The sequence below is a fragment of the Hymenobacter segetis genome, from assembly GCF_038448715.1.
GTDB classification, from domain to species: Bacteria; Bacteroidota; Bacteroidia; order Cytophagales; family Hymenobacteraceae; genus Hymenobacter; species Hymenobacter segetis.
The window spans coordinates 72,975-97,922 of the sequence record NZ_JBCEVZ010000004.1; the positions used below are offsets into that span (position 1 = coordinate 72,975).

The 24,948-nt window shown below is 61.9% G+C and carries 21 protein-coding genes; 11 read left to right on the plus strand and 10 right to left on the minus strand.

Annotation, left to right across the window (positions count from 1 at the left end; all coding sequences use genetic code 11):
• Positions 1-54 precede the first annotated feature (54 nt).
• From mreC to AAFH49_RS03115, 6 genes are all read left to right on the plus strand, one after another.
• Positions 55-993: a rod shape-determining protein MreC gene (gene mreC, locus AAFH49_RS03090; RefSeq protein WP_342295940.1), complete on the plus strand. Its 939-nt coding sequence runs from the start codon at positions 55-57 to the stop codon at positions 991-993.
• A 20-nt stretch (positions 994-1,013) separates the two neighbouring features.
• Positions 1,014-1,517: a hypothetical protein gene (locus AAFH49_RS03095; protein ID WP_342295941.1), complete on the plus strand. Its 504-nt coding sequence runs from the start codon at positions 1,014-1,016 to the stop codon at positions 1,515-1,517.
• A gap of 124 nt (positions 1,518-1,641) precedes the next feature.
• Positions 1,642-3,501 (plus strand): penicillin-binding protein 2, encoded by a 1,860-nt coding sequence (gene mrdA, locus AAFH49_RS03100; RefSeq protein ID WP_342295942.1) that lies wholly within the window; start codon positions 1,642-1,644, stop codon positions 3,499-3,501.
• A 195-nt stretch (positions 3,502-3,696) separates the two neighbouring features.
• Entirely contained in the window at positions 3,697-4,413 is a 717-nt protein-coding gene (locus AAFH49_RS03105; RefSeq protein WP_342295943.1) for a 3-ketoacyl-ACP reductase, read from the plus strand.
• A gap of 84 nt (positions 4,414-4,497) precedes the next feature.
• Positions 4,498-5,247 (plus strand): ribose-5-phosphate isomerase RpiA, encoded by a 750-nt coding sequence (gene rpiA, locus AAFH49_RS03110; protein WP_342295944.1) that lies wholly within the window; start codon positions 4,498-4,500, stop codon positions 5,245-5,247.
• The gene (locus AAFH49_RS03115) at positions 5,247-6,119 is read left to right on the plus strand and encodes an EamA family transporter (RefSeq protein ID WP_342295945.1); all 873 of its coding nucleotides are present in this window, start codon (positions 5,247-5,249) and stop codon (positions 6,117-6,119) included. The genes rpiA and AAFH49_RS03115 overlap by 1 nt, the downstream gene beginning before the upstream one ends.
• An 83-nt stretch (positions 6,120-6,202) precedes the next feature.
• On the opposite strand, the gene pgl is transcribed toward AAFH49_RS03115, so the two are convergent.
• The 7 genes from pgl to AAFH49_RS03150 form a co-directional block, all read right to left on the minus strand.
• The gene (gene pgl, locus AAFH49_RS03120; protein WP_342295946.1) at positions 6,203-6,928 is read right to left on the minus strand and encodes a 6-phosphogluconolactonase; all 726 of its coding nucleotides are present in this window, start codon (positions 6,926-6,928) and stop codon (positions 6,203-6,205) included.
• 2 nt (positions 6,929-6,930) lie between these two features.
• Positions 6,931-8,445, minus strand: a complete 1,515-nt coding sequence (zwf, locus tag AAFH49_RS03125) for a glucose-6-phosphate dehydrogenase (protein ID WP_342295948.1) — start codon at positions 8,443-8,445, stop codon at positions 6,931-6,933.
• Positions 8,446-8,599: 154 nt separating this feature from the next.
• Entirely contained in the window at positions 8,600-10,102 is a 1,503-nt protein-coding gene (gene gndA, locus AAFH49_RS03130) for an NADP-dependent phosphogluconate dehydrogenase (RefSeq protein ID WP_342295949.1), read from the minus strand.
• A 160-nt stretch (positions 10,103-10,262) separates the two neighbouring features.
• Positions 10,263-10,913 carry a M15 family metallopeptidase gene (locus AAFH49_RS03135; RefSeq protein WP_342295950.1) on the minus strand — a complete coding sequence of 217 codons (651 nt, stop codon included), beginning with the start codon at positions 10,911-10,913 and terminating at the stop codon, positions 10,263-10,265.
• Positions 10,914-10,999: 86 nt separating this feature from the next.
• Positions 11,000-12,400: an NADH-quinone oxidoreductase subunit N gene (locus AAFH49_RS03140; protein WP_342295951.1), complete on the minus strand. Its 1,401-nt coding sequence runs from the start codon at positions 12,398-12,400 to the stop codon at positions 11,000-11,002.
• A gap of 99 nt (positions 12,401-12,499) precedes the next feature.
• Entirely contained in the window at positions 12,500-13,966 is a 1,467-nt protein-coding gene (locus tag AAFH49_RS03145; RefSeq protein ID WP_342295952.1) for a complex I subunit 4 family protein, read from the minus strand.
• Between the two features lie 102 nt (positions 13,967-14,068).
• The gene (locus AAFH49_RS03150) at positions 14,069-15,406 is read right to left on the minus strand and encodes a serine hydrolase (protein WP_342295953.1); all 1,338 of its coding nucleotides are present in this window, start codon (positions 15,404-15,406) and stop codon (positions 14,069-14,071) included.
• A 170-nt stretch (positions 15,407-15,576) separates the two neighbouring features.
• On the opposite strand from AAFH49_RS03150, the gene AAFH49_RS03155 reads away from it, so the two are divergent.
• Positions 15,577-16,443 carry a GNAT family N-acetyltransferase gene (locus tag AAFH49_RS03155; RefSeq protein ID WP_342295954.1) on the plus strand — a complete coding sequence of 289 codons (867 nt, stop codon included), beginning with the start codon at positions 15,577-15,579 and terminating at the stop codon, positions 16,441-16,443.
• Positions 16,443-17,342 carry a glutamate--tRNA ligase family protein gene (locus AAFH49_RS03160; RefSeq protein ID WP_342295955.1) on the plus strand — a complete coding sequence of 300 codons (900 nt, stop codon included), beginning with the start codon at positions 16,443-16,445 and terminating at the stop codon, positions 17,340-17,342. Before AAFH49_RS03155 ends, AAFH49_RS03160 begins: the two co-directional genes overlap by 1 nt.
• Positions 17,343-17,359: 17 nt before the next feature.
• On the opposite strand, the gene nfi is transcribed toward AAFH49_RS03160, so the two are convergent.
• Positions 17,360-18,049, minus strand: coding sequence for a deoxyribonuclease V (gene nfi, locus AAFH49_RS03165; protein ID WP_342295956.1), 690 nt, complete (start codon positions 18,047-18,049; stop codon positions 17,360-17,362).
• A 101-nt stretch (positions 18,050-18,150) separates the two neighbouring features.
• On the opposite strand from nfi, the gene AAFH49_RS03170 reads away from it, so the two are divergent.
• The 3 genes from AAFH49_RS03170 (at position 18,151) to AAFH49_RS03180 (ending at position 20,603) form a co-directional block, all read left to right on the plus strand.
• Positions 18,151-18,738: a DUF1990 family protein gene (locus tag AAFH49_RS03170; protein WP_342295958.1), complete on the plus strand. Its 588-nt coding sequence runs from the start codon at positions 18,151-18,153 to the stop codon at positions 18,736-18,738.
• A complete protein-coding gene (locus AAFH49_RS03175) occupies positions 18,731-19,429 on the plus strand; it encodes a DUF1990 domain-containing protein (RefSeq protein ID WP_342295959.1) in 699 nt (232 codons plus the stop codon). The genes AAFH49_RS03170 and AAFH49_RS03175 overlap by 8 nt, the downstream gene beginning before the upstream one ends.
• 121 nt (positions 19,430-19,550) lie before the next feature.
• Positions 19,551-20,603 carry an NAD(P)-dependent alcohol dehydrogenase gene (locus tag AAFH49_RS03180; RefSeq protein ID WP_342295960.1) on the plus strand — a complete coding sequence of 351 codons (1,053 nt, stop codon included), beginning with the start codon at positions 19,551-19,553 and terminating at the stop codon, positions 20,601-20,603.
• 77 nt (positions 20,604-20,680) lie between these two features.
• On the opposite strand, the gene AAFH49_RS03185 is transcribed toward AAFH49_RS03180, so the two are convergent.
• Both AAFH49_RS03185 and AAFH49_RS03190 read right to left on the minus strand, forming a co-directional pair.
• Entirely contained in the window at positions 20,681-22,231 is a 1,551-nt protein-coding gene (locus AAFH49_RS03185) for a serine hydrolase (RefSeq protein ID WP_342295961.1), read from the minus strand.
• Between the two features lie 99 nt (positions 22,232-22,330).
• Positions 22,331-24,916, minus strand: a complete 2,586-nt coding sequence (locus tag AAFH49_RS03190; RefSeq protein WP_342295962.1) for a T9SS type A sorting domain-containing protein — start codon at positions 24,914-24,916, stop codon at positions 22,331-22,333.
• Between the last annotated feature and the right edge of the window lie 32 nt (positions 24,917-24,948).

The following is a 24,948-nucleotide window of genomic DNA, read 5'->3' on the forward strand; positions in this document are numbered from 1 at the left end:
ATGACGTTCTTTTGCTAGTCGTTCAATTGCCAATTAATTAATTCGGTTAACCCCGTGCGGAATTTATTTCTTTTCCTATTTCGCTTCCGCGGGGCGCTGGTATTTGGCTTATTGGAAATCATAAGTCTGTATTTATTTATTACCAGTAATTCATACCAACGGGCGGCGTTTTTTAATTCGGCCAATACCTACGCGGGCACGGTGCTGGCCCGCCGCACCCAGATTCTGGATTACTTCCATCTGGCCGAGATGAACCAGCAGCTGGCCGCCGAAAATGCCGCGCTCCGCCAGCAGCTGTACCCGGCCGATTCGGTGCGCCGTGAAGCTGATTCGGTGGCGTTGCCCCCGGCCCGCACCGACTCATTGAAGCGCGTGCGCTACCAGCGGCCGGCTACCAGGCCTGATACTTTATTGCTCGGGCAGCAGCGCATTCCAGCCCGCGACCCGAGTTATCCACTTATTCCGGCCCGCGTTATCAACAACATGCTGCATAATGTGGACAACTATCTCACGCTAAACGTAGGCAGCGCCGATGGTGTGGTACCCGGCAAGGGCGTAATAGCGGCGGGCGGCGTGGTAGGCCGCGTGAAAGTGGTGAGCGAGCATTACGCTACCGTTACCAGCCTGCTGCATTCGCAAACACGCATCGCCTCCAAAATCAAGCGCGACGGCACGTTTGGCACCATCAAGTGGCAGGGCGACGACCCTACCCACGCGCTGCTGGACAATGTACTGCGCGAAACCAAGCTGGTGAAGGGCGATACTGTGATGACATCGAGCTACAACTCGGTATTTCCCGAGGGTATTTTCATTGGCACCATCGAGTCCTTCGTGAAGGAGCCGGATAAGAATTTCTGGACCATCCGGGTGAAGCTGGGAGTCAATTTTGCCAATCTGACTTACGTGTACATTGTGACCAACCGCAACAAGCCCGAGCGCGATACCGTGGAAACCCACACGGGCATCCTGCCGAAAGGAGGGGCGCGTCCATGAACGGCCTACGGTTCATTTTTGTGCAGACGCTGCGCTTTCTGCTGTATGCGGGCGTGCACATTATGCTCATCAGCCGGCTGGTGCTGTTTGATTTGGGCTGGTGCTTTTTCTATCTGGGCTTCCTGCTGTTTTTGCCGTTGGCCACGCCCATTGTGGTGCAGCTGCTGCTGGCCTTCGGCATGGGGCTGACCATGGATATTTTTTATGATACGGGCGGGCTGCACGCGGCGGCGGCGGTGCTGCTGGGCTTTCTACGGCCGTGGGTGCTACGCCTGCTCACCCCGCGTGACGGCTACGACAGCGCCGACTCGGTGAACGTGCACCAGATGGGCTGGCAGTGGTTTGGCGTATACCTGACGCTGCTGGTGCTGCTGCACCACGCCGCGTTTTTCCTGCTGGAACTGGGCAGCTTCCGGCATTTCGGCACCACGCTGGGGAAAATGCTGGTGAGCGCACTCTTTACCGGCCTTTCGTTGTTGATTGTGCAGCTATTGTTCTTCCCGGTGCGCCGGGGGAGGAGTTAATTTTGTTATTTCTGTCATCCTGAGCGGAGCGAAGGACCTTATCACCGCTGAACTGTTTACCGAACTATAACGGGTGCAAGCGTGGTAAGGTCCTTCGCTCTGCTCAGGATGACAAACGTGAACTATGCAATACCTCGAAGGCCGCAAATACGTCGTGCAGGGCATCTTTCTGGTGGTGGCGCTCATCTTCCTCACCCGCCTGTTTTTCATGCAGGTGCTGGACGGAACGTACAAGCTGGCCGCCGACAAAAACACCTTGCAGCGCCTGGTGCAGACGCCGTACCGCGGGCTGATATACGACCGTAAAAACGTGCCGCTGGTGCAGAACACGCCGGTGTACGACCTGATGGTGGTGCCCCGAGAGGTGAAGAACCTTGATACACTCCGCTTCGCTGAATTGCTGCAAATCCCGCTGGAGGACCTGCGGGCCAGCCTAATAGCGGCTAAAAAGTATTCGCGCGTCAAGCCCTCGCCCATCCTGCAAAACCTGACGACGGCCGACTTGGCAATCATTCTCGACAAGCTGGGCGACTTTCCGGGGTTCCGCACCCAGACGCGCATGGCGCGGGCCTACCGCACACCCAACCTGGCCCACGCCCTGGGCTACGTGGGGGCCATTACGCCCGCTTTTCTTGAGAAACCCAAGTACGCCAAGTACCAGCCCGGCGAAAACGTGGGGATTTCGGGTCTGGAGTCTTACTACGAGCAAACGCTGATGGGCCGGCGCGGGGTGCAGTACAAGATGGTGAACGTGCGCGGCATCGAAAAAGGCAAGTTCCGGGGTGGGGAGTTCGATACGCTGTCGGTGGCCGGGCAGGATTTGCACCTGAGCATTGATGCCGAGTTGCAGGCCTATGGCGAGCAGCTGTTGGCGGGCCGGCGCGGTTCCATAGTGGCCATCGACCCGAAGACGGGCGAGATTCTGGCCTTTGTTTCAGCCCCGCGCTACGACCCTAAGTTGCTCACGGGCAAGGGCTCGGGCAACCGCTATATGGCCCTGCTGAACAACCCCGACCGGCCGTTATTCGACCGGCCGCTGATGGCGACGTACCCGCCGGGCTCGGTTTTTAAACTGGTGAATGAACTGGTGGCCTTGCAATTGGGCGTTGTGCAGCCCAGCACGGGCTTCGAGTGTAATCAGAAGCTGGTGAAATGCACCCACCGACATGAATATCCGGGCAATGTGAGCATTGCCATCAAAAACAGTTGCAATCCCTATTTCTACCAGGTGCTGCGTGCCGTGGTGCAGCGCGGGCAGGCCCCGAATAAATACGACGATGCCCATATAGGACTGGCGCAGTGGCAGAAAATGGTGAAGTCCTTCGGCCTGGGCGAAAAGCTGGGCGTGGACATGAGCCAGGAAAAGCGCGGCCTGATTCCGTCACCGGAATTCTACGACCACAAGTTTTTCAATAAAAAGGAAAACCGCCAGCACCGCTGGAGCTTCCGCAACGTGTATTCGCTCAGCATCGGGCAGGGCGAAATCGGCATCACGGGCCTGCAAATGGCTAATGTTCTGGCCACCATTGCCAACCGGGGTTACTACTACACGCCGCATTTCGTGCGCGGCATCGGCAATGGCGGCCCGCTGCCGGAGTTCCAGCAGAAGCACTACACGGCCGTGGATACGACACTGTTCAAATACATCATCCCCGGCATGGAGATGGTGGTGGACGGTAACGGCGGCACCGGCAACCTGGCCTCGCTCTCGCAATACGGCATCACGATGGCCGGCAAAACCGGTACCGTGCAGAACCCCCACGGTTTCGACCACGCCACCTTCGCCGCCTTCGCCCCGGTACAGGACCCCAAAATTGCCATTGCCGTGTTCATCGAAAACAGTGGTTTCGGGGGCACCAGCGCGGCTCCGGCGGCGGGCCTGATGATTGAGAAATACCTGCGCGGCAAAGTTGCCCCGCACCGCAAGCGCTGGGAAGATTGGGTGATGTACGGCGACTTCACCAAGCACCTGCATGGGATGTAGGGTGGCGACATTGAACGGGGTAGAGACGCAATATTTTGCGTCTCGTCGTTGCTGATGTTGTTTAATCTGCGCAGTTTAGCGCGGTTCCGGCCGTTCAATGATGAGACGCAATATTTTGCGTCTTTACACCACTCAGCCCAACATTCTATCCCATTTCCGGGTTGTATCACCTCTCCAATCAACGTTTCAACTCATATGGAATCCCTTCAAGGAAAAGTCGCCCTCGTGACCGGCGCGGGCAAAGGCATTGGCCGTTCGGTGGCCTTGGCGTTGGCCGCCGAAGGCGTGCAAGTGGGCCTGCTGGCACGCACCGAAAGCGACCTGCTGGAAGTAGCTGCCGAAATTATTGCTGCTGGCGGCACCGTCGTCACCGCCGTGGCTGATGTAGCCGACCGCACCGCCGTGAACCTTGCCGTGGCCAAAATCCACGAAGAGCTCGGTCCGATTGACATCCTCATCAACAATGCCGGCATAGGCTCCTTTGCCAAGTTCCTGGAGATGGAGCCCGAGCAGTGGGAGCACATCATTCAGGTGAACGTACTGGGTACCTACTACGTGACCCGCGCCGTGCTGCCGGTGATGATTGCGCGTCAGACCGGCGATATCATCAATATTTCGTCGACTTCGGGGCAGCGTGCCGCCGCTGGCAGCAGCGCCTACAGCGCCTCGAAATTTGCCGTGCTGGGCCTTACGGAGGCGCTGATGCAGGAGGTGCGCAAGCACAATATCCGCGTGTCGGCCCTCACGCCCAGCACCGTAGCCACGCCGCTGGCCCTCGAAAACAAGCTCACCGACGGCAACCCCGAGAAGGTGATGCAGCCCGAGGATTTGGCCGAGTTCATGGTGGCGCAACTGAAGCTGAACCGTCGCATTTTTATTAAAGAGGCCGGCATGTGGTCGACAAACCCTTAATTTCGGGCATCGAATTGTTGGCGAAGCGCCCTCGCAGCCAGGCTGCGGGGGCGTTTCTGGTTTTAATCAAATGCTCCGAAGTCTATGTCAAGCCCCGAAATTCAGCAGCAGCTCGCTCAGGAAAAACAACTCGTTGCCGCCACCGCCGCCCGCTGGGTGCAGGATGGCATGGTGGTGGGGCTGGGCACCGGCAGCACGGCAGCGCCATTTATTGAACTGCTCGGCCAGCGGGTGCGCGAGGAAGGGTTGCGCATTCAGGCCACGGCTACCTCGCGGGCCAGCGACGAATTGGCACGCCGCGTGGGCATCCCGATGCTGGAACCCCGGCGCGGCGTGCGCTTCGACCTGACCGTGGATGGTGCCGACGAGCTCGACTCGCAGCTTCAGCTCATTAAAGGCGGGGGAGGGGCTTTGCTGCGCGAAAAAGTCATTGCCACCGCTTCCGATTATCTGCTCATCGTGGCCGATTCCTCGAAGGCCGTGGCCCAGCTCGGCCGATTTCCGCTGCCGCTGGAAGTGGTGCCCTTCGCCCTGCCTTGGGTGATGGACGCCGTGGAGGCTTTGGGCGGCGCGCCGGTGGTGCGGGTAAATAAGCTAAACCCCGGTGAGCTGGCCCAGTCCGACCAGGGCAATCTGCTGCTGGACTGCCATTTCGAGAAAATTGAGAACCCGGCCGAACTGGCCCGCCAGTTGAAAACTATCCCTGGTATTGTTGAGCATGGTTTATTCCTGGGCTTGGCGCGGGCTGCTATCATCGTACAGAGCGGTGAAGTGCAGGTGTTGCGCCCAGGCCAGGCAGCGGTGCCGGCCGCTGCATTTTCGACCCTCCCGTAATGCCTGATTCTGGCCGATTTACGTTCCCGGCGGTGCCTGCCGTGCTGCTTTCCATTGTGAGCGTGCAGGGCGGGGCGGCCATTGCCAAAGGCCTGTTTCCACTGCTGGGCGCGGCCGGGACTACCAGTTTGCGCATCGGGCTGTCGGCGCTGGTGCTGTTGCTAGTGGTACGCCCGAAGCTGGGGCAGTTACGGTCGGCGCAGTGGCGGGCGGTGGTGCCTTATGGCCTGGCGTTGGGGCTGATGAATTTCCTGTTTTACTGCGCGCTGGCCCGGATTCCGCTTGGGCTGGCTGTTACGCTGGAATTTGTGGGGCCGCTGGGCCTAGCGCTGGCGGGCTCGCGCCGCTGGGGCGATGCGGTGTGGGCGCTGCTGGCTGCCGCGGGCATCGCATTGATTGCGCCGTGGCACGGGCAAGGGGTTGACTTGCTGGGGCTGGCCTTTGCGCTGGCGGCGGGCGGGTGCTGGGCCGTGTACATCGTGCTGGGCCAGCGCACAGCGGCGGTGCTGCCGGGCCAGCAGGCGGTGGCCATCGGGATGTTGTTTGCGGCGTTGCCGGTGCTGCCTTTTGGCGTGGCAAGTGGCAGTTTGTTGAGCCTCACACCACACCTGTTGCTGCTGGGCGGGTTGCTGGCACTGTTTTCCAGCGTGCTGCCGTTTTCGCTGGAAATGCAGGCGTTACGTACTTTACCCACGCGTACGTTCAGTATTCTGATGAGCTTGGAGCCGGTGGCGGCGGCCATATCAGGCTGGCTGCTGCTAGGCGAGCGGCTGCTTTTTGGGCAATGGCTGGCCGTGGGCTTCATTGTGGTGGCCAGCGTGGGGGCAACGTTTACGGCCCGCCGCGACGCGCCAGCTATGGTGGGAGACTGAAGTTGTTTTACAACGGAAAGGCCGTAACATGAACCGCAAAATTCGCGCTACGGCCTTTCCGTTATAGACTCGACAATAATTGGCTACCGCTCTAAATCCGTCGCCGCTGCCTCATCCATAAACCAGTCTGCTTCGCCCGATGCTGGCGCGATGAGCTGCGCGGGATATTCCTCCACGTTCCGTTCGCCCAGCAGCACCCGTCGCACGGCTGCCGCCTTATCAGCCCCGAAAACCAGAAAGGCCACGGTGCGGGCCTGATTGATGAGCGGAGCCGTGAGCGTGATGCGGTAGGCATCAACTTCGGCTACGAAAACGGCCTGCACATCGGCCGTGGTGGCGTGAAGCACATCTGTGTGTGGAAACAGCGAAGCCGTGTGGGAGTTGTCGCCCAAGCCCAGCAGAATCAAATCAAACTGCGCGGTTTCATTCCCGAAAAAGGCCTTGATGGTTTGCGTGTACGCCTGCGCCGCCTCGGCGGGCGGCAGCAGGGTATTCACGGCAAAAACATGGTCGTCGGCAATGTTCAGCGGGGCCAGCAGGGCGTTTTTGGCCATGAGGTAGTTGCTCTGCGCATCAGTGGGCGGCACGTTGCGCTCATCGCCGAAGAAGAAAAATGTCTCGGCCCACGGCACCCGCTCGCGGTAGGTGGGCGAGGCCAGCAGCTCGTACAATTTCTTGGGTGAGCTGCCGCCCGATAACGCTACCGAAAACCGGCCCCGCGCCGCTACGGCCTGGCTGGCCTGCTCTACAAAGAAGTCGGCCAGACTGTGCAAAACCTCCTCCACGGAGGCGAAAACGTGCTGGGGCATGGCTATTTCTTTTTGCCGTTGAGGGGCAGCGTGAACCAGTGAAAGCCGTCGCGGGCGATGAGCGCCTCGGCCACTTCCGGGCCCCAGGAATCGGCCGAGTAGTTGGGGAAATTCAGGCTGGGGCGGCCCTGCCAGGAATTCAGGATGGGCATTACCAGGTCCCACGCTTCTTCCACCTGGTCGCCGCGCATGAACAGGGTCTGGTCGCCGAGCATGGTGTCGAGCAGCAGCGTTTCGTAGGCTTCGGGCGCTTCGGCCGAATACGTACCTTGGTAGTCGAACACCATGTCCACGGTGTTCAGCATCATGTCGAGGCCGGGGCGTTTGGCCTGCACCTGCAGACGGATGCTCATCTCGGGCTGAATGCTGATAACAAGGCGGTTCTGCTGCCAACTCTCGCCCGTTTCAGGCGGGAAAATCATGTGCGGCACGTCCTTGAACTGGATGCTGATGATGGACGCCGAGCGGTGCAGCCGCTTACCGGTGCGCACGTAGAACGGCACGCCCTGCCAGCGCCAGTTGTCCACGAAAAACTTCACGGCCGCGAAGGTTTCGGTGTTGGAAGTGGGGTTGGCGTCCTTTTCCTCGCGGTAGCCGGGCACCTCCTTGCCCTCAATCCAGCCCGCGCCATACTGCCCGCGCACGGCCGATTCGCGCACTTCCTCGGGCGTGAAGCGGCGCATGGCGCGCAGCACGTCCACCTTGCGGTTGCGCACTTCGTCGGCCGTGAAGTTTACGGGCGGCTCCATCGCCACCAGGCATAGCAACTGCAGCAAGTGGTTCTGAATCATGTCGCGCAGCGCGCCGGAGCCGTCGTAATAGCCCGTGCGCTCGCCCACGCCCAGCTGCTCGGTCACCGAAATCTGGACGTGCTCGATGCTGTTGCGGTTCCAGAGCGGCTCCATAATGGCGTTGGCGAAGCGGAAAGCCATGATGTTCTGCACCGTTTCCTTGCCCAGGTAGTGGTCGATGCGGTAAATCTGACACTCCTGAAAGTGCTGGGCCAGCAGCTTGTTCAGCGCCCGGGCCGACTCCAAATCGTGCCCAAACGGCTTCTCAATCACGATGCGAACCCGCGTGGGGTCATCATCAGAATGGCTTTGGGCAATGCCCGTAGCAATGATAGGGAAGAACTCGGGTGCCACGGCCAGGTAGTAAATCACGTTGGCCGGCGCGTCCCATTCCTTCTCAAAAGCGGCGATGCGCTGGCCGAATTCCTCGTAGGCGGCCGGCGTTTTCACGTCGGAAACCTGGTAGAAAATGTGCGGCGCAAACTTATCCCAGGCCTCTTTCTTGGCCTTGCCACTGCGCGAAAACTGGTTGAGGTCGGCCAGCAGGTTGGTGCGGAATTCTTCGTCGGTGAGCTTGGTGCGGCCCGTGCCGATGATGGCAAACTGCTCCGGCAGCCAGCCGTCGAGAAACAGGTTATACAGCGCCGGCGAGAGCTTGCGGGCGTTCAAATCGCCCGTGCCGCCGAAGATGACGAAGACAGTGGGCTTGATGTTGTTATTATTCATTGCCAGGGGGCGAATGTTAGGCGAGTGGGAGGGAGGGGATGGTAGGAGAAAGCCTGTCATCTTGAGCGGAGCGAAGGACCTTATCAGGTTAGCGCAATTTATGCGAGCGTGATAAGGTCCTTCGCTCCGCTCAGGATGACAGACGGAAAAGCTCCTAGCTGTTCGGCGTCACCGGCTCTTTCACCGGGCCGTGCTCTTCCACCTGCGCATCTTTCTTATTGGAAGCCTCCTCGTGCTCCGGCGTCCATTGCGTGTGAAATACGCCTTCCTTGCCAATCAGCTCATAAGTATGCGCCCCGAAGTAGTCGCGCTGGGCCTGAATGAGGTTGGAAGGCATCCGCGCCGTGCGGAAGGTGTCGAAGTAGCTCAGCGAAGCCATGTAGCCGGGCAGGGCCAGGCCGGCGGTGGCTGCGGCCGCTACTACGGCGCGGCTGCCGGGCACGGCCTCGTTCACCAGCTGCTGTACCTGCGCATCCAGCAGCAGGTGGGCCAGGTCGGGCATCTGTTTATAAGCGTTGTAAATCTCGTTCAGAAAGCCCGAGCGAATGATGCAGCCGCCGCGCCAGATTTTGGCGATTTCGGCCAAATTCAGCTCGTAGGAAAAATCCTTCGAGGCCTTCGAGAGCAGCTGCATTCCCTGGGCGTAGGTGATGACCATGCTGAAATAGAACGCCTGCTCCAGCTGCGCCAGCAGAGCCGCGTGGTCGCCCGGCAGCGGGCCGGCGGCCGGGCCATACAGCCCCGCCAGCTGCTCGCGCAGGGCCTTGTACTTCGATAAATCGCGCATTGCCACGGCCGTGTCCACGGTGGGCAGCGGCGTTTCCAAATCCATAGCTACCTGCGAAGTCCATTTGCCGGTGCCCTTCGAGCGGGCCTCGTCCTTGATGTCGTCGAGCAGCAAATGGTCGGTATTCGGGGCGATGAAACCGAAAATGTCCTTCGTAATATCCAGCAGGAAGGACTGGAACCGGCCCTCATTCCATTTAGCAAACACTTGTCCGATGGCCGCGTTATCCATCCCCAGACCCGTTTTCAGCACCGCATAGGTTTCCGCGATGAGCTGCATCAGGCCGTATTCGATGCCGTTGTGCACCATTTTCACGAAGTGACCGGCCGCACCGGGACCGATGTAGGTCACGCACGGCTGCCCATCTACCTGCGCCGCGATGGCCTCAAACATTGGCTGCATCACCGCGTAGGCCGCTTTGTCGCCGCCGGGCATCATGCTGGGGCCGAAGCGGGCGCCTTCCTCGCCGCCGCTCACGCCCATGCCGAAGAAGTGGAAGCCGGCCGCTTCCACCGCCTTGGCGCGCCGCTCGGTGTCGGTGAAGTGGGAGTTGCCGCCATCGATGATGATGTCGCCGGGCGAAAGCAGGGGCTGCAATTCGGCAATCACGCTGTCCACGATGGGGCCGGCGGGCACCAGCATCATCACCGCGCGCGGCGTTTGCAGGCCGTTGAGAAAGGTGGCGAGGTCCGTGAAGCCTTGCACGGGCTTACCCGCGCCTTCTTTGGCCAGTAGGTCAATTTTGTCGGCGGCCTTGTCGTAGCCGGCCACGGGAAAGCCGTGGTCGGCCAGGTTTAGTAGCAGGTTGCGGCCCATGGTACCGAGGCCAATCATGCCAAAAGAAGGCTTGGATGCGGGAGTTGCGCTCATCAGAAAAGAGGGGTTAAGAAGCAGGGTTCAGGTCAGGGAAACGAGTTACGCCAGAAAAAGGCGAAACCCGCGCGAAAGTTTTGGAGAGGTCGGCTGCTGGCGTGGGCCTGCACCGTGCTATCGGTTGGAAGCTTACACGGTTGACCTTATTATTAACCTATTAAAGTTGACTGAACGGAATGTCCTGAATCGGATAAGATTTCCAATCCTGATAGTCAAAATGCCACCACTCGGCGGGCAGTACCGTGAAGCCATTGCGTTCCATGGTACTGCGAAGCAGGTCCCGGCGGGCTTTCTGCTCCGTCGTTCCACCGGCATAAGCGGTGTAGAAGCGTGGGCTCATTTCATCGTACTCGCCGGGCATAGCGACTTCTTGATTGGCCGCGATATCCCACAAGCTCAGATCAACGGCACAGCCCCGATTGTGGCGTGAGCCCTTGCGTGGGTCGGCCACAAATTCCTTTTTGTCAGTAGGCGTGTGGTCCCACATCTGTTTGGTGATGCGCCAGGGCCGGTAGCCATCGAACACCAGCAGGCAGTAGCCTAGTGGTTTCAACTCGGCGTTCACTCGCGCTAAAGCCTCGGCGGCGGGGCGCTGCAAAAATGCCCGAGCCTGCGGATACAGCACCCGGCCCATGAAATTGTGGCTGGTGGCGTAGCGGATATCCAGCCGAATGGTCGGGTCGAGTTTGGTCAGTTCCACCAGCTCGCCGGGGCGGAAAGGACCAGCTTCGTGCGGTGGCCGAGCCGCACAGCTACCGACGACAATGAGGGAGCATAACAACCACAGATGTAGCAGGACACGATTCATAGCGAGAGCCAGCGGGCGGAAAGTCAAATAAACAGAAAAAGCAGCCCGTTGGACTGCTTTTTCTGTATTCGCACAAAGTATTTCGATTACAAAATTCCGCTCATAAAGCCCGGCGCAATGCCTAGCAGAATCGTGAGCAGCGCCAGCACCACCAGCGTCACTGTCTGGATACCGTCGACCGGTACTGGCGTGGCACCCTCGGGCGCGGGCTGCATATACATGGCGATAATCGGCCGCAGGTAGTAGTACAGGCCCACCATGCTCATGATAACCGCGAACACCACGAGGCCAATATAGCCCTGGCCCACGGCCGCCGCCAGCAGGAAAAACTTGCCAAAGAAGCCGCCTGTGAGCGGAATGCCCGCCAGCGACAACATGGCCACCGTCATCACGAAAGCCAGCAGCGGGTTGGTTTTGCCCAGGCCGTTGAGGCCGGAATACCGGTCTTCCTGGCGGTGTTCGGCCACCAGTTTCAGCACCCCGAAGGCTGCTACGGTGGCAATGGAATAGGCCAGCGAGTAGAAGAAAATGCCGCTGGCGGCATCACCCGTTAGAATGCCTTTGCTGGCCACGAGGCCGATTAGCAGGTAGCCGGCGTGGCTCACGCTGGAGTAGGCCAGCATGCGCTTGGTGTTGGTTTGGGCGGCCGCGCCCACGTTGCCGAGCAACAGCGTGAGGGCGCACATGGCTTGAATGGTCGGCATCCAGAAGCCCTGCGCGGCCGGCAGTGCCACCGCCAGCAGCTTGAGGAAAGCGGCGAAACCGGCCGTCTTCACCACCGTGCTCATGAAGGCGGTGAAGAAGGTAGGGGTGCCCTCGTACACGTCGGGCGTCCAGAAGTGGAACGGCGCGGCCGATACTTTGAAGCCGATGCCGATAATCATCATCAGAATGCCGATGTAGAGCATCGGTTGCAGGCTGGCATTGGCCGGGTTGGCCACGGCCGCGCCTAACTGCGAGAGGGCAAACGTGCCGGTAGCGCCATAAAGCAGCGCGATGCCGAAGAGCAGAATGCCGGTGGCAAATGCGCCCATCAGGAAGTATTTCAGCGCCGCCTCGTTCGAGCGCGAATCGCGCTTGCTGCTGCCGGCCAGCACGTACATGCTGATGCTCAGGATTTCAATGCCCACAAACAGCATCAGCAAATGGTCGTAGCCAATCATCATGATGGCCCCGACCAGCGAGAAGAGAAGCAGCGCGTAGTATTCGGCCAGGTTCGGCTCGCCCGATACCACATAGCTGCGCGAGAAGGGCAGCAGCAGAATGGTGGTGAGCAGCACGATGCCGGTGAAGGCTACCGTGTAGTTATCCACCACCAGCATGTGGTTGAAGTAGGGCGCGTGCGCCACGTTCCAGTCGGCGAAGTTGGCCCCGAACACGGCCAGCAGCAGCAGCATGGCGCCGGGCAGCAGCACCTTATTCGAGCGCAAAAAGCCCAGGAACAGGTTGAGGATGCCGAAGACGGAGAGGAGAATGATGGAGGTCATAAGTACTAGGGTGTCATTCCGAACGCAGTGAGGAATCTGGAGCAAACCGTTGGCAGTGCCGAACCCAGATTCCTCACTGCGTTCGGAATGACAAAGAGGTTATCGGCCAACCAGCGCCAGAATGTTGGTAACGGCCGGCTCCGAGATGTGCAGGAAGGTATTCGGAAACAAGCCAATCCAGAACACCAGTGCGATGAGCGGTACCAGAATCAGCAACTCGCCGCCGGTGAGGTCGGTGATGGTTTCGGAGAACGACGAATCGGGGCCGAGCATCACGCGCTGGAACATGCGCAGCAGGTACACCGCCGAGAAAATGATGGTCAGACCGGCTACGGCACCTACCCAGGCATTGTATTGGTACACGCCGGCCAGCAGCAGGAATTCGCCTACGAAGCCGCCCGTGAGGGGCAGCGCCACCGTGCTCAGCAGCATTATCAGGAAGCACACCGAGAGGATGGGCGTGCGGCGCGTCAGGCCACCGAGGTCGGGGATGAAGCGGGTGCCAGTGCGGCGCTCAATGGCATCGGCGATGAAGAACATCCCGACCACGTTCACGCCGTGGGCCAGCATCTGAACCACCGCGCCCTGCAGGCCAATTTGGGTGAGCGAGAATACGCCGGCCGCCATCAGCCCAACGTGGGAGAGGGAGGAGTAGGCGATGAGACGCTTCACATCACGCTGCCGAATGGCGATGATGGCCCCGTAGATAATGCCGATGACGGAGAGAATGATAACCGGCTTCTGCCACTGGCTCACTCCCAGCGGTACCACCGGCAGCAGCCAGCGCATGGTGCCGTAGATGCCCATTTTCAACATGATGCCCGAGAGCAGCATGGTGGCGGGGGCGGGGGCTTCGGTGTAAGTATCGGGCTGCCAGGTGTGGAAGGGGAAAATGGGCATCTTCACGGCGAAGGCCGCAAAAATCAGCCAGAACAGCCAGGATTGCTCCGAGGCGCTGAGCTTCAGGTTATAGAAGGCGGTGAGCTCCGAGGAGTGCTGGGCCAGCGAGCCGGCGGCAGGGCCGGTCTGCAAATACAGATATACGAAGCCGGCCAGCATCAGCAGCGAGCCGACTACGGTGTAAAGGAAAAACTTGAGGGTGACGGCAATGCGGCGCTCGCCGCCCCAGGCACCCGCCAGCAGGTAAATCGGAATAAGGGCGACTTCCCAGAAAAAGTAGAACAGGAAGGCATCGAGCGAGACGAATACGCCGAGCAGGCCCGTTTGCATGAACAGCACGAGGGCGTAGAACGTGGACGGGTTGTCGTAGTCGCGCTTGAAGGCGCTCAGTAGAATGAGCGGCACTAGGAAGGTGGTGAGCAACACCATCAACAAACTCAGGCCATCGAGCCCGATATGGAAGTTGATGCCGGCCGACGGAATCCAGCGGTAATCGAGGTTGAAGGCGGCCGAGCCGTGGTGGGTGAAGTCGAACGCGACGTAGGCGGCGATGGCGAATTCGAGGAGCGAGGCCCCGAAGGCGAGGGCGCGGGCGGCGGCTCCCTTAACGACTAGCAGCAGCAGGGCGGCGGCTAAAGGGAGAAAAAGCAGTACAGCAGTCAGCATCAGCAGGCGGGTTGGGCGCGTTGCAGGGTGGGGGAACCCACCCGCAAATTGACCGCAAACTTACGCACGGACTAGGAAGGCACCACCGTTTTTGTGCAACTTCTACTGTCGGGCCACTTTGCGGCTCATCAGCACGCGCCCGCTGGCATCGAGCCACTGCGCCGTGTAGAGCCCGGGAGCCAGCGCCGCGACCGAAACCGAAGTCTCGGCGGCGGCCGTGGGCTGGCGCAGCACTTCGCGGCCCAGGGCATCGAGCAGGCGCACGGTGGCGGTGGTACGGGCGGGCTGGCGCAGGGTGAGGGTTTCGGTGGCGGGGTTGGGGAAGGCCAGGAAACCGGCGGCTTCGGCTGCGGCGGCGGCGGCCGTGGGTCGGCAGGATACGGCGGCCATGATTTTCGTCCACAGCTCGGTATCAAAGGAGGACGCGGCCAGGCGGCTGGCTCCGGCCGTATTGCCCTGCCGCACCACCACGAGGCCCAGGCTGGGCACCACGTAAATCTTCTGGTCGTTTTTGCCGAGGGCGGCGATGAGGTCGGCGGGGGCGGAGGGGATGAGCGGGCCGGGCAGCGTGATTTGGGAGCCGGGCAGCTTGTAGCTGGGCTGGCCATTGAGCCACCAGAGGTAGCCGTAGCTGCGGTTCAGGGTTTGGCTGGGGGTAGTCATGCGGCGGAAATAAGCCGTGTCGGTCATAATCTGAGTGCCGTTCCAGGAGCCCCGGGCGAGGATAAACAGGCCGAAACGCGCCATGCTACGGGCTTTGCTGTAGAATACGTCATTGGCCCACAGGCCCGTCATGCCGATGCGGGTGCCCAGGCGCTGGCTGGTGTAGGTGGTCATGCTGGCAACGCCGCTGGCTTGCACTAGCACGTTTTGCAGGGTGCGGTAGGCACCGGTGTGATAGGCCCAGCGCGTGGCCGGCGTAGTGAGGTAGAGCAGGCAGCTGGGCGTGGTGCTTTCGTTGTCGCAGGGCGCGGGCGGGCTGTCGTCGAGCCCGGTGGTCATGGTGATTTGGTGCAGCAGCTGAATCTGGCGCTGCTGCGGGCGGGTGGCGCTGGTCCAGCGGCCGAGGTATTTGGAGGTGCTGTCGGTCAGGCTCAGGAGGCCGTCCTGCCGGGCCAGGCCCACGAGCGTGGCCGTGAGCGACTTGCCCGCCGAGGCCCAGTACCAGGCCGAATCGGCGGTGTAGGTGCCGTAGTAATGCTCCACCACCATCCGGCCGTCTTTCAGGATTAATAATGACTTGCTGCTTTTGCGCCCGGCAAAGGCAATGAGCGAATCTAACTGTGGCTGGCACCAGCCCAGGCTGGCGGGCGTGGTCGTGGCCCAGGTGCTGCCCGTGACGGGCGGGAAGTACAGGCTGGATGTCTGGGCCTTGGCCTGATTGACTGTCAGGAGCAGCGGGAGAATCAGCAGGCCCGTCAGGAGTAACGCGTTTTTCATCGACACAAAGAACTTCAACAGTTGAATATTCAGCTTGACTAACCGGGCTGACTCAGGTTTAAGGCCGTAGCGCGAACTTTGTGGTGCGCGTCTCTGAAAGAAGGTCACACGGTTCTAACGGCGAGGGGAAGCGCACTACAAAGCTCGCGCTACGATTTCGCGCTATACCTATGACGACTCCCATCCTGCGCGTGGCCCGGCCCACCGACAACCTGCCCGCCCTGCGACACTTCTACTGCGACGGCCTGGGCCTGCAGCAACTGGCATCCTTCACTGCCCACAATGGCTTCGACGGCCTCATGCTGGGCCACCCGCAGGCCCCGTATCATCTGGAGTTCACGCACCAGCCCGGCCATGTCGTCGGCCGCGCTCCCACTTCCGACAATCTGCTCGTCTTCTACCTGCCCGATGCTGACGAGTGGCAAGCCGCCGTGCAGCGCATGGAGGCCACTGGCTTCGTGTCGGTCCCATCATATAACCCGTATTGGGATGTGCACGGCCGCACCTTCGAAGACCCTGATGGCTACCGCGTGGTGCTGCAGCAAGCCGCGTGGGCACCGCAAGCAGCTTCACCGGTGACGTTGCGCGATTTCCAGCCGGGCGACCAGCCCGTTTTCCGGCAGCTTAATGAGGAGTGGATTTCGCACTACTTCACCCTCGAACCCGCCGATTTGAAGGCCCTCGACCATCCCGAAGAGTACATTCTGGCACCGGGCGGCTGCATTTTGCTGGCCGAAGTGGGCGGGCAGGTAGTGGGCACCTGCGCCCTGATTAAGATGGACGACGGCCGCAGCTACGAGCTGGCCAAAATGGCCGTCTCGCCCGCGGCGCAGGGACAGCAGATTGGCTATTTGCTGGGCCAGGCGGCCGTGCAGCGGGTGCGCGACCTGGGCGGGGCCCGCGTGTATCTGGAAAGCAACTCGAAGTTGGCCCCGGCGCTGGCGCTGTACCGCAAGCTGGGCTTTCAGGATTTGGCCGAGCCCAACCCGTCGCCCTATGCCCGGGCCGACGTGCAGATGGAGTTGTTGCTGGCCTGATGTCTAACCTATTGCCTGACAATCCGTCCGTGGTATCGCGCCTCGCGCCCACGCCCAGCGGCTATTTGCACCTCGGCAACGCCGTGAACTTCGTGCTCACCTGGCTGCTCACGCGGCGAGCCGGCGGCACGCTGCATTTAAGAATCGACGACCTGGACCGGGCCCGCCTGCGCCCGGCCTACCTGGATAATATTTTCCGCGTCATCGACTGGCTGGGCATTGATTTCGACCAAGGCCCCAGTGGCCCCGACGACTTCCTGCGGCACCAGTCGCAACTTCTGCATCTGCCCGAATACAACCGAGTGCTGCGCCGGCTGACGCTGGTGCCGGGCCTGGTACAGGCCAGCCAGCGCACCCGCACCAATGGGACCGAGGCTGCAGTTGCGCTCGAAACGCCGGGCGCGGCCTGGCGGGCGCACGTCCCGCCAACCACCAGAATTCTTTTCCCCGATGCCTGGCAGGGCGAAACCAGCGTACCGCTCGGCGCGCTGATGCCCGACTTCGTGATTCGCAAAAAAGACGGCGTGGCCGCGTATCAGGTCGCGTCGGTAGTGGATGATTTGCGGCTCGGTACCAACCTGATTGTGCGCGGGCTGGACCTGCAAGCCAGCACCGCCGCGCAACTCTGGCTGGCTGGGCAGCTATCGGAAACGGCGGCATTTAATGCATCACGCATTCAGTTTTTTCATCACCCGCTGCTGACCGATGCGGCGGGTCAGAAGCTCTCCAAGTCGCAGCAGTTGCCTTTGGATGCGGGAGTGCTGGCCTCAACGGGCGGCCGAACGGCAGTATTTGCAGCGGTGGCGCAACTGCTGAAGCTGCCGGCAGAAGCGGCTGCCACATTGCCGACGCTCCAACAAGCCTTCACCGCGGTGAAACTCCCTTTGCCCTCTCTTTAAACTCTGTCCGAAAATGCCTATCGCACTTCCTTCTTGAACTGCTCGGCCCAGTGGTCGGCCAAGCGCGTGGGTTCCGGCAGCTTGTAGCCGCGCAGGCAGGCCAGCGTGAGGCGCGTGGCCGTGGCTTGGTCGCAACGGTGGCCGGGGCTCACGAACAGCGGCAGTATTTTGTCTTTGCTGCGAATAACTTCGCCGATGAGCTCGCCGGATTTGGCATCGAGTAGCGGCTCAATGCTGCCCCGCTCTGGGCCGGGCTCCGTGAAAATGCCCGTCAGCTTCTGCTTGGCTACGCCGAAGGTGGGCATGTCGAGCAGCACGCCCAGGTGCGCGGCAATTCCCATGCGGCGCGGGTGCGCAATGCCGTGGCCGTCGACCATGATGATATCGGGCTTGTTTTCGAGCTTGGCGAAGGCGTGAATCACGTTGGGGGCTTCGCGGAAGGAGAGGAAGCCGGGCACGTAGGGCATATCCACGGGGCCGTAGTTGTACACCTTTTCCACCAACTCCAGCGAAGGGAATTTCAGCACTACAAAGACCGATAGGATGGTGTCGGGCGTGGGAAACGACGAGTCGCAGCCGGCAATGAGGCGTGGCTCGCCCGCCAAAGGTTCATTGCGCACGCGCTGGCGCATTTCGTGCTGCTGCTCGGTCAGGCTTTTGACGAGGGCGGGGTCGGGTGGGGGGCTGGGCGGGCGGTAGTAGGCCATGTGAGGCAGGTAAAAATTAGGGTGAAAGGGTTAGAATAGCTCAACCGTAGCATCCTGCGGCGGTGTGGGGCGTATGAGGGCCATACGTTTCTTCGTCGGCCATGTCTGATTCCAACGCTAAGCACTCCGAACAACCCGCTTCCACCGGCTCCGGCCCGCTGCTGGAGCGCCGCTATTTTATTGATTTGGCGCGCGCCCGAAAATCGCCGGCCCAGCTCATGGCCGAGGTGCAGGCCGACGTGCCCCGCTTCTCGCCCGATGCGCTGGCCAATTTCACGAAAAAGGACGGCGAAGATGGCCGCCTGAAAGTCGGCGACGAGTTCAGCATCACCATTTTGGGTCCCTGGGACGGCTGCGTGCGCGTCACCGAGGTCAGCGCCACGTCCTTTGAGTTCATCACCCTGGAAGGCCACCCCGAGGCCGGCTGCATTCGTTTCGAAACGCATTATCTGGATGAGTCGCCCGATGTGCTGCGGTTTGAAATCCGCTCTTCGGCCCGCTCACGCGATGGGCTGGTGGCCTTCGCCTACGACACTCTCGGCGGCGGCAAGCTGATGCAGGAAGCTACCTGGACCGAGTTCTGCCGGCGCGTGGCGGCGGCCAGCGGCGGCCATGCGCTGGCCGATGTAGTGGTCGAAACCTTCCGGCACGACGAGGCCGGCCACGTTCAGCACACCCGCCATGAGTAACCAGATTGCCGCCGTTCCTGCCTCGGCAAAACCGCCCGCCTGGGAGCAGTACCGCGCCCGCCTCGATTCCTACGCCCACGCCCAGGTCAACTACGACTTCTCACGCCAGAACGAGTACACTAGCGCCACCGGCTGGCGTCTCGACGACTACGAAACTGACCTGCCCGCCGAAGCTCCCGGCCCGCCCGAGTCCGCCGGCTCCTTCGCCGCCGCCCAGGACGTGCTGCGCCGCTACGCCTTCCCGCCGCCCGACCTTATCACCGGTTACTTCGACCCCAACATCCCGCTCGAAAAGCGCATCATGGTGCTGCGGGCGCACTTTCTGGTCTTTAATTTCTACTTCGGCGTGCGCGTGAGTGAGGTGACCGACGAGGCCGCCCGCGCCACGCCCGGCGGCCCGGAGCGGGTGTGGGGCTACGGCTACCGCACCCTGGAAGGCCACTTCGAAAAAGGGCAAATCGACTTCACCATTCACAAAAACCTGGCTACCGGGGCGGTGCAATTTCGCATCCATGCCGTGTCGCAGCCCGGCCAGATTCGCAACCCGTTCTATTGGGTGGGTTTCAAGCTGTTTGGGCGGATACTCCAGCGCAAGTTTGCCCGTGAGTCGTTGCGTCGAATGAAGGAGCTGGTGGGCAAAACGTTGGCCGGAACGCCATTGCCGCAAACCTTACCCGTAATGGCTAGTTAAGTCTTTTGTAGGGTGCGGGGCTTGCCCCGCCCGTCGTTGAACGACTCAGATACAGGCCGTGCAACGACGGACTGGGGCAAGCCCCGCACCCTGCTTGTTTATATCCAAACCCTCCCCCAACATGCTTCCAACGAAAGCCTACGCCGCCCCGGCCGTTAATATTCCTCTAGAGCCCTTCAACTTCGAGCGCCGTGAAGTCGGCCCGCACGACGTACTCATTGATATTCAATTCTGTGGCGTGTGCCATTCCGACCTGCACCAGGTGCGCGACGAGTGGGGCGGCTCCATCTTCCCGATGGTGCCCGGCCACGAAATCGTGGGCCGCATCACCCAGGTGGGCGACCACGTGAAAAACTTCAAAGTGGGCGACCTGGCCGGCGTAGGCTGCATGGTAGACTCCTGCCGCACCTGCCCCAGCTGCCAGGAGGGCCTGGAGCAGTACTGCGAGACCACCGGCATGGTGGGCACCTACAACAGCCGTGAAATTGGCAGCGGCGCGCCCACCTACGGCGGCTACTCCAGCCAGATTGTGGTGGATGAAAAGTACACCCTCAAGGTATCGGAGAAGCTGGATTTGGCCCGCGTGGCCCCGCTGCTGTGCGCCGGCATCACCACCTACTCGCCCCTGCGGCAGTGGAAAGTGGGCCCCGGCCACCGCGTGGGCGTGATGGGCCTCGGCGGCCTGGGCCACATGGCCGTGAAGCTCGCCGTTGCAATGGGTGCCGAAGTAACCGTACTCAGCACCTCGCCTAACAAAGAAGCCGATGCCAAAGAGCTGGGGGCCCACAAATTTGTGGTGACCAAAGACGAGGCGCAGCTGAAATCGGTGCGCAACTACTTCGACTTCATCATCAACACCGTATCGGCCCAGCTCGACCTGGCCACCTACGTGAACCTGCTGCGCCGCGATGGCACCATGATTCTGCTGGGTGTGCCCACCGAGGCCCCGCACATCCACGCCTTCAACCTCATCAGCGCCCGCCGCCGCATCGCGGGCTCGCTCATCGGCGGCATTGCCGAGACGCAGGAAATGCTGGACTTCTGCGCCGAGCACAACATCATGTCCGATATCGAAGTCATTGATATCAAAGACATCAACGAGTCGTATGAGCGTATGCTGAAAGGCGACGTGAAGTACCGCTTCGTGATTGATTTGGCGACGCTGAATAACTAGCGGATTTTAACTGTCGATAAACAGAAAAGGCTCCTGCAATTAGCAGGAGCCTTTTCTGTTTTAAGTCTAACCCTCATCTACTGCTTCGTGAACACGTACGGGTCCTGCTCCAGCCCGTCGTTCACGCGGATTTCCAACGTCTTCACCTGCCCGTTTTCCACGGTGAAAGGGGCCGCGAAAATCCCGTAGGCCGCGTTGGAAAAGGTGCTGCGGAAGGTGTCGCCGTCCATATAATCCAGCGTGGTGGTGAGGGCGGGGTGGTGCGAGAAGCGCACGAGCAGCTGCTTGCCCTTGGGCTCCACCGTGATGGTGCCATAGACGGGGTGCTGGTAGGTGCCGGCGTAGACTTGCAGGTTGCGGGCGGGCTTGTTTTTCTTCGCCACACGGGCAGCCAGCTCGGCCACGGTCTTGGCGGTTTCGGCGTTGCCTTTGCTGGCGATGGCGTAGAGCTGGCGGCTGCGGTCCACGTAGGGCACGCCCAGGTAGGCGTCGAGCAGCTGGTAGCGCAGGGCCTCGAAGAAGCTTTGGTTGTCCTGATTGGTGAGCACGGCGAGGCCCAGGTTTTCCTCGGGCACGAAGCATACGTTGGTCACGAATCCATTGGCCCCGCCCGTGTGCCAGAATATCTGGCGGGCGTTGTAGTCGGCTGAGAACACGCCCAGACCGTAGGTGCGGAAATGGCTGGGGAAGATGGGCGACTTGCTGGCGCTCACCAGCGTATTGCCCTCGCGGGTGCGGCGCAGCGTGGCCCAGGGCAGCACGCGCTGGCCGTTGTACTTGCCGCTATCGAGCTGGAAGCGCAGCCAGTGGCCGAGGTCATTCACGTTGGAAACCAGGCTGGCGGCCGGGCCGAAATTATCCACCTCATCAAACGGCACCCGCGTGAGTGGCCCGAAGGCCGTGGTATAGGGCAGCGCCACGTTGGCCCGCTGGCCGGCTCCGGCCGAGAGGGGATACGTGTTATTCATGCCCAGCGGGGTGAGCAGGCGCTGCTGTACGAAGTCCTGCCAAGTGGTGCCGCCCGTGGCGACGGGGATGATTTCGCCCGCCGTGAGGAAGCCGTAGTTGCTGTAGCCGTACTGCTGCCGAAACAGGCCCGTGGGCTTCAGATAGCGCACTTTTTGCAGGATTTCGGCCCGGCTCAGGTTGGAATCCCAGAAAGTGAAATCGCCCTGGAAGGTTTTGGTGCCCATGTGGTGGCCCAGCACGTCGCGGATGGTGACCAGCCGCGTGCTGGTGGAATCGTAGAGGCGGAAATCGGGCAGGTACTTCCGCACCGGGTCGTCTAGCTTCAGCTTGTTCTCCTCCACCAATTGTGAAATGGCGGTGCCGGTGAAGAGCTTGGAATTGGAGGCGATGAGGAAAAGCGTGTTGCCGTCCACCGGCTCGGGCTTGCCCACGGCCTTCACCCCAAAGCCCTGTGACACCACTACCTGCCCGTCCTTCACCACCGTCACGGCCAGGCCGGGGATGTTCCAGAGTTTGAGGCCGCGCTGCACGTAGCTGGCTAGGCTGTCGCGCACAAAGGCATTGCCGGCGGCGGATTTGGGGTTGGCCGTTTGGGCGTGGGCGGGAGAAACAAAGGCGGCGGCCGAAGCCAGCGCGGCCACAAGAGCAGGAAGGCGCATAGAATGAGGTTGAAAGCAAAAAGAAAGCCGGCCGAAACGGCCCCGGAGGCAGTTTGGCCGGCCCAAAACTAAGGCGCAAACGGGTGGGGCGGCAGCAACCTATTCCACCACCAGACGCTGCCAGCGCTGGCCCGCCGCTAGCGGAATGCCCAGCACGTACACGCCCGGGGCCAGCCCGGCCACCGAAACGCCGCCCGCCGCCTGTGCGGCCGGCCAGCGCCGCACCACGCGGCCCTGCAAATCGAGCAGGGTGAGGGGGCCGGTAGCCGGAGTGGGCAGCCGCAGCTGCAGCTGGTCGTGGGTCGGATTGGGGAAGGCATCTACCGGCGCAAGGGCGGCCGCGCCGCGCACGGCCAGGGCCGTGTTCACCACGCGGGCCAAGCCGAAGCGCGGCTGCCCGCCCACGCTGGTAAAGTCGCCGGCGAGCAGCAGGGCGTTGGTGCCGGGTTGCAGGTACACGCGCGCCGCCGCTTGGCGGTACGACTCGTTGGCCACCAGCAGCGGCTGAAAGCCGGCATCGAGGCTGCCGGTGGGGGTGAGGCGCAGCAGGCGCTGGCTTTGCACCGTGGCCCCGGGGGCAATGGCCACCAGCTTGCCATCGGGCTGCTCCACGGCATTGGTGGCGGGGCTGGCGGCCACAAAGGTGGCATCGGGCGCGCCGCTGGCCAGCAGGCGCACCACGCCGTAGGGGGCGGCCTGCCCATTGAAGGTGGTGAAGCTGCCCATTACCAGCAGCTTGCCGCTGGCCAGGGGCAGCACCGTAAACAGGGCGTTGGTCCCCCCGCCCGTACCAATGGAAAACGTGTTATCAATGCTGCCGTCGGCGTTGAGGCGGGTCAGGTAGCTGCGGACGGCATCGTTCCAGTGCACTAGGGTCTGGTTATTGGCCAAGCCGTACACGTTGCGGATGCCATTGGGAGTGCCCGTACCCACATTTGGCACCTGCCACACGGCGTTGGTGGGTGGGGCGAAGGTGGTGTTGAGGGTGCCATCGGCGTTGAGGCGGGCCAGGTAGCGGCGCGGCTGGCCATTCACCCGCCCGAAGCCGCCGCGCACCAGCACCTGCCCGCCCGGCGTGGGCGTGAAGCTGACCCCGGCGCAGCAGAACGGGTAGGGGTAGGCGGTGCCAAACTGCAGCTCGACCGCCGCGTAGGCCGGGTCGAAGGTGCCGTTGGCCAGGATGCGGCGCACCAGGGTGGTAGTGTCGGTGTTCTGGTAGGTGGCGAAGTAGGTGCCGTCGGGCTGCGGCACCACGTCGTTGTAGTACGTACGGTTGTTGGCCAGCGCCAGCGGAGCCGGCAGCACCGGCTGCGAATTATACGTGCTGTTGGCGTTGAGCAGAATAAAGCGGGGCGCGGTGCCGGTCGGATACCCCACTGCCTGCCCCCCGGCCGTGGTGAACGGCCCATTGACCAGCAGCTGCCCGCTGTTGAGGGGCGTAAGCTGCGCGTTTACCACAAAGTAGAGCTGGGCCGCGTAGCTGGCATCGAGCAGGCCGGTGCTGCTGAGGCGCACCAGCCCGGTGGCCGGTTGTCCATCGAACTCCGAAAAGCCCCCTCCGGCCAGATACTGGCCGTTATTTAGCTCCACCAGGGCCGGGATGTAGCCATAGGTCCCGCCGCCCGTGGCAAAGGCGGGGTCCACGGCACCGGTGCTGCTCAGCCGGACCAGGCCGCCGCGGGGGCTGCCCCCAAACGCGGTGAAGATGCCCCCGACCAGCAGGCTGCCATCGGCCCGCACCCCCACGCTGGCCACGTAGCCGTTGCCGTCCACGTTGCTGGTGAAGGCCGGGTCGGGCGCGCCGCTGGGCAGTAAGCGTATCAGGTCGGTGGCCGTGGAGCTATTGCCCGTGAGGTTGGAGCCGCCCAGCACCAGCTTGCCGTCGGGCTGGCGCGCTAAATCGCCCAGATAGCCGTTGGAGGTGGTGGCGGGGGCCAGCGAAGCAAACGACCCATCGACACTACCCGAAGGCAGGAGCCGGACCAGCAGCGGCCGGGCCTGCCCGTTGAAGGTGCTGAACTGCCCGCCCGCGAGAATTGCCCCGTCGGGCTGCACCAGCAGCTTCTTAATAAAGCCGCCGCCGCTGCCCAACGCCACGCCCGTCCCGATGTTGAAGCTGGCATCGGGCAGGCCGCTGGGCAGCAGCCGAACAAGCCCTTTGATGGGCTGGCCGTTGAAGGTGCTGGAGGAAGCCCCGCCCACCAGAATCTTCCCATCGGCCTGCACGGCGATGGACCCGATAAAGCCGGCTTCCCACAGCGTGCCGCCCGCGCCGAAAGTGGCATCGCGGCTGCCATCGGGGTTGAGACGCACCAGGCTTTGGGCCGGCTGGCCGTTGAAATAGCTCAGGCCCTGCTCGGCCCCCAGCAGAATCTTGCCGTCGGCTTGCAGGGCGATGGCCGAAATGGCCCCATCGGGGCCGCTGCCCACTTGGGCGCGGAAGGCCAAGTCGGGCGTGCCGTCGGCATTGAGGCGCACCACCCGGGCCGTGGCCTGCCCGTTCAGCAAATGAAAGTCGCCGCTGAGAATGACCTTACCATCGGGCTGCTTCACGGCGGCCTCGATGGAGCCGCCGAAGGAAGTCAGGCCCGCTGCGAAGCCGGCATCGAGCGTTTGGGCCTGCGCCGATGTTGCCCGGCCACCCAGCAGCCCGATAATTACCAATAAAGAGTAGAGAAAGCGCATAAGCAGCGAACCGGGAAAAAAAGGAAAGGAAT

Bases quoted from the DNA above. Each gene is read 5' to 3' on its own strand.
- mrdA (WP_342295942.1), top strand. From the start codon at position 1,642: ATGCAATACCTCGAAGGCCGCAAATACGTCGTGCAGGGCATCTTTCTG.
- AAFH49_RS03105 (WP_342295943.1), top strand. From the start codon at position 3,697: ATGGAATCCCTTCAAGGAAAAGTCGCCCTCGTGACCGGCGCGGGCAAA.
- rpiA (WP_342295944.1), top strand. From the start codon at position 4,498: ATGTCAAGCCCCGAAATTCAGCAGCAGCTCGCTCAGGAAAAACAACTC.
- AAFH49_RS03115 (WP_342295945.1), top strand. From the start codon at position 5,247: ATGCCTGATTCTGGCCGATTTACGTTCCCGGCGGTGCCTGCCGTGCTG.
- pgl (WP_342295946.1), bottom strand. From the start codon at position 6,928: ATGCCCCAGCACGTTTTCGCCTCCGTGGAGGAGGTTTTGCACAGTCTG.
- zwf (WP_342295948.1), bottom strand. From the start codon at position 8,445: ATGAATAATAACAACATCAAGCCCACTGTCTTCGTCATCTTCGGCGGC.
- gndA (WP_342295949.1), bottom strand. From the start codon at position 10,102: ATGAGCGCAACTCCCGCATCCAAGCCTTCTTTTGGCATGATTGGCCTC.
- AAFH49_RS03135 (WP_342295950.1), bottom strand. From the start codon at position 10,913: ATGAATCGTGTCCTGCTACATCTGTGGTTGTTATGCTCCCTCATTGTC.
- AAFH49_RS03140 (WP_342295951.1), bottom strand. From the start codon at position 12,400: ATGACCTCCATCATTCTCCTCTCCGTCTTCGGCATCCTCAACCTGTTC.
- AAFH49_RS03145 (WP_342295952.1), bottom strand. From the start codon at position 13,966: ATGCTGACTGCTGTACTGCTTTTTCTCCCTTTAGCCGCCGCCCTGCTG.
- AAFH49_RS03150 (WP_342295953.1), bottom strand. From the start codon at position 15,406: ATGAAAAACGCGTTACTCCTGACGGGCCTGCTGATTCTCCCGCTGCTC.
- AAFH49_RS03155 (WP_342295954.1), top strand. From the start codon at position 15,577: ATGACGACTCCCATCCTGCGCGTGGCCCGGCCCACCGACAACCTGCCC.
- AAFH49_RS03160 (WP_342295955.1), top strand. From the start codon at position 16,443: ATGTCTAACCTATTGCCTGACAATCCGTCCGTGGTATCGCGCCTCGCG.
- nfi (WP_342295956.1), bottom strand. From the start codon at position 18,049: ATGGCCTACTACCGCCCGCCCAGCCCCCCACCCGACCCCGCCCTCGTC.
- AAFH49_RS03170 (WP_342295958.1), top strand. From the start codon at position 18,151: ATGTCTGATTCCAACGCTAAGCACTCCGAACAACCCGCTTCCACCGGC.
- AAFH49_RS03175 (WP_342295959.1), top strand. From the start codon at position 18,731: ATGAGTAACCAGATTGCCGCCGTTCCTGCCTCGGCAAAACCGCCCGCC.
- AAFH49_RS03180 (WP_342295960.1), top strand. From the start codon at position 19,551: ATGCTTCCAACGAAAGCCTACGCCGCCCCGGCCGTTAATATTCCTCTA.
- AAFH49_RS03185 (WP_342295961.1), bottom strand. From the start codon at position 22,231: ATGCGCCTTCCTGCTCTTGTGGCCGCGCTGGCTTCGGCCGCCGCCTTT.
- AAFH49_RS03190 (WP_342295962.1), bottom strand. From the start codon at position 24,916: ATGCGCTTTCTCTACTCTTTATTGGTAATTATCGGGCTGCTGGGTGGC.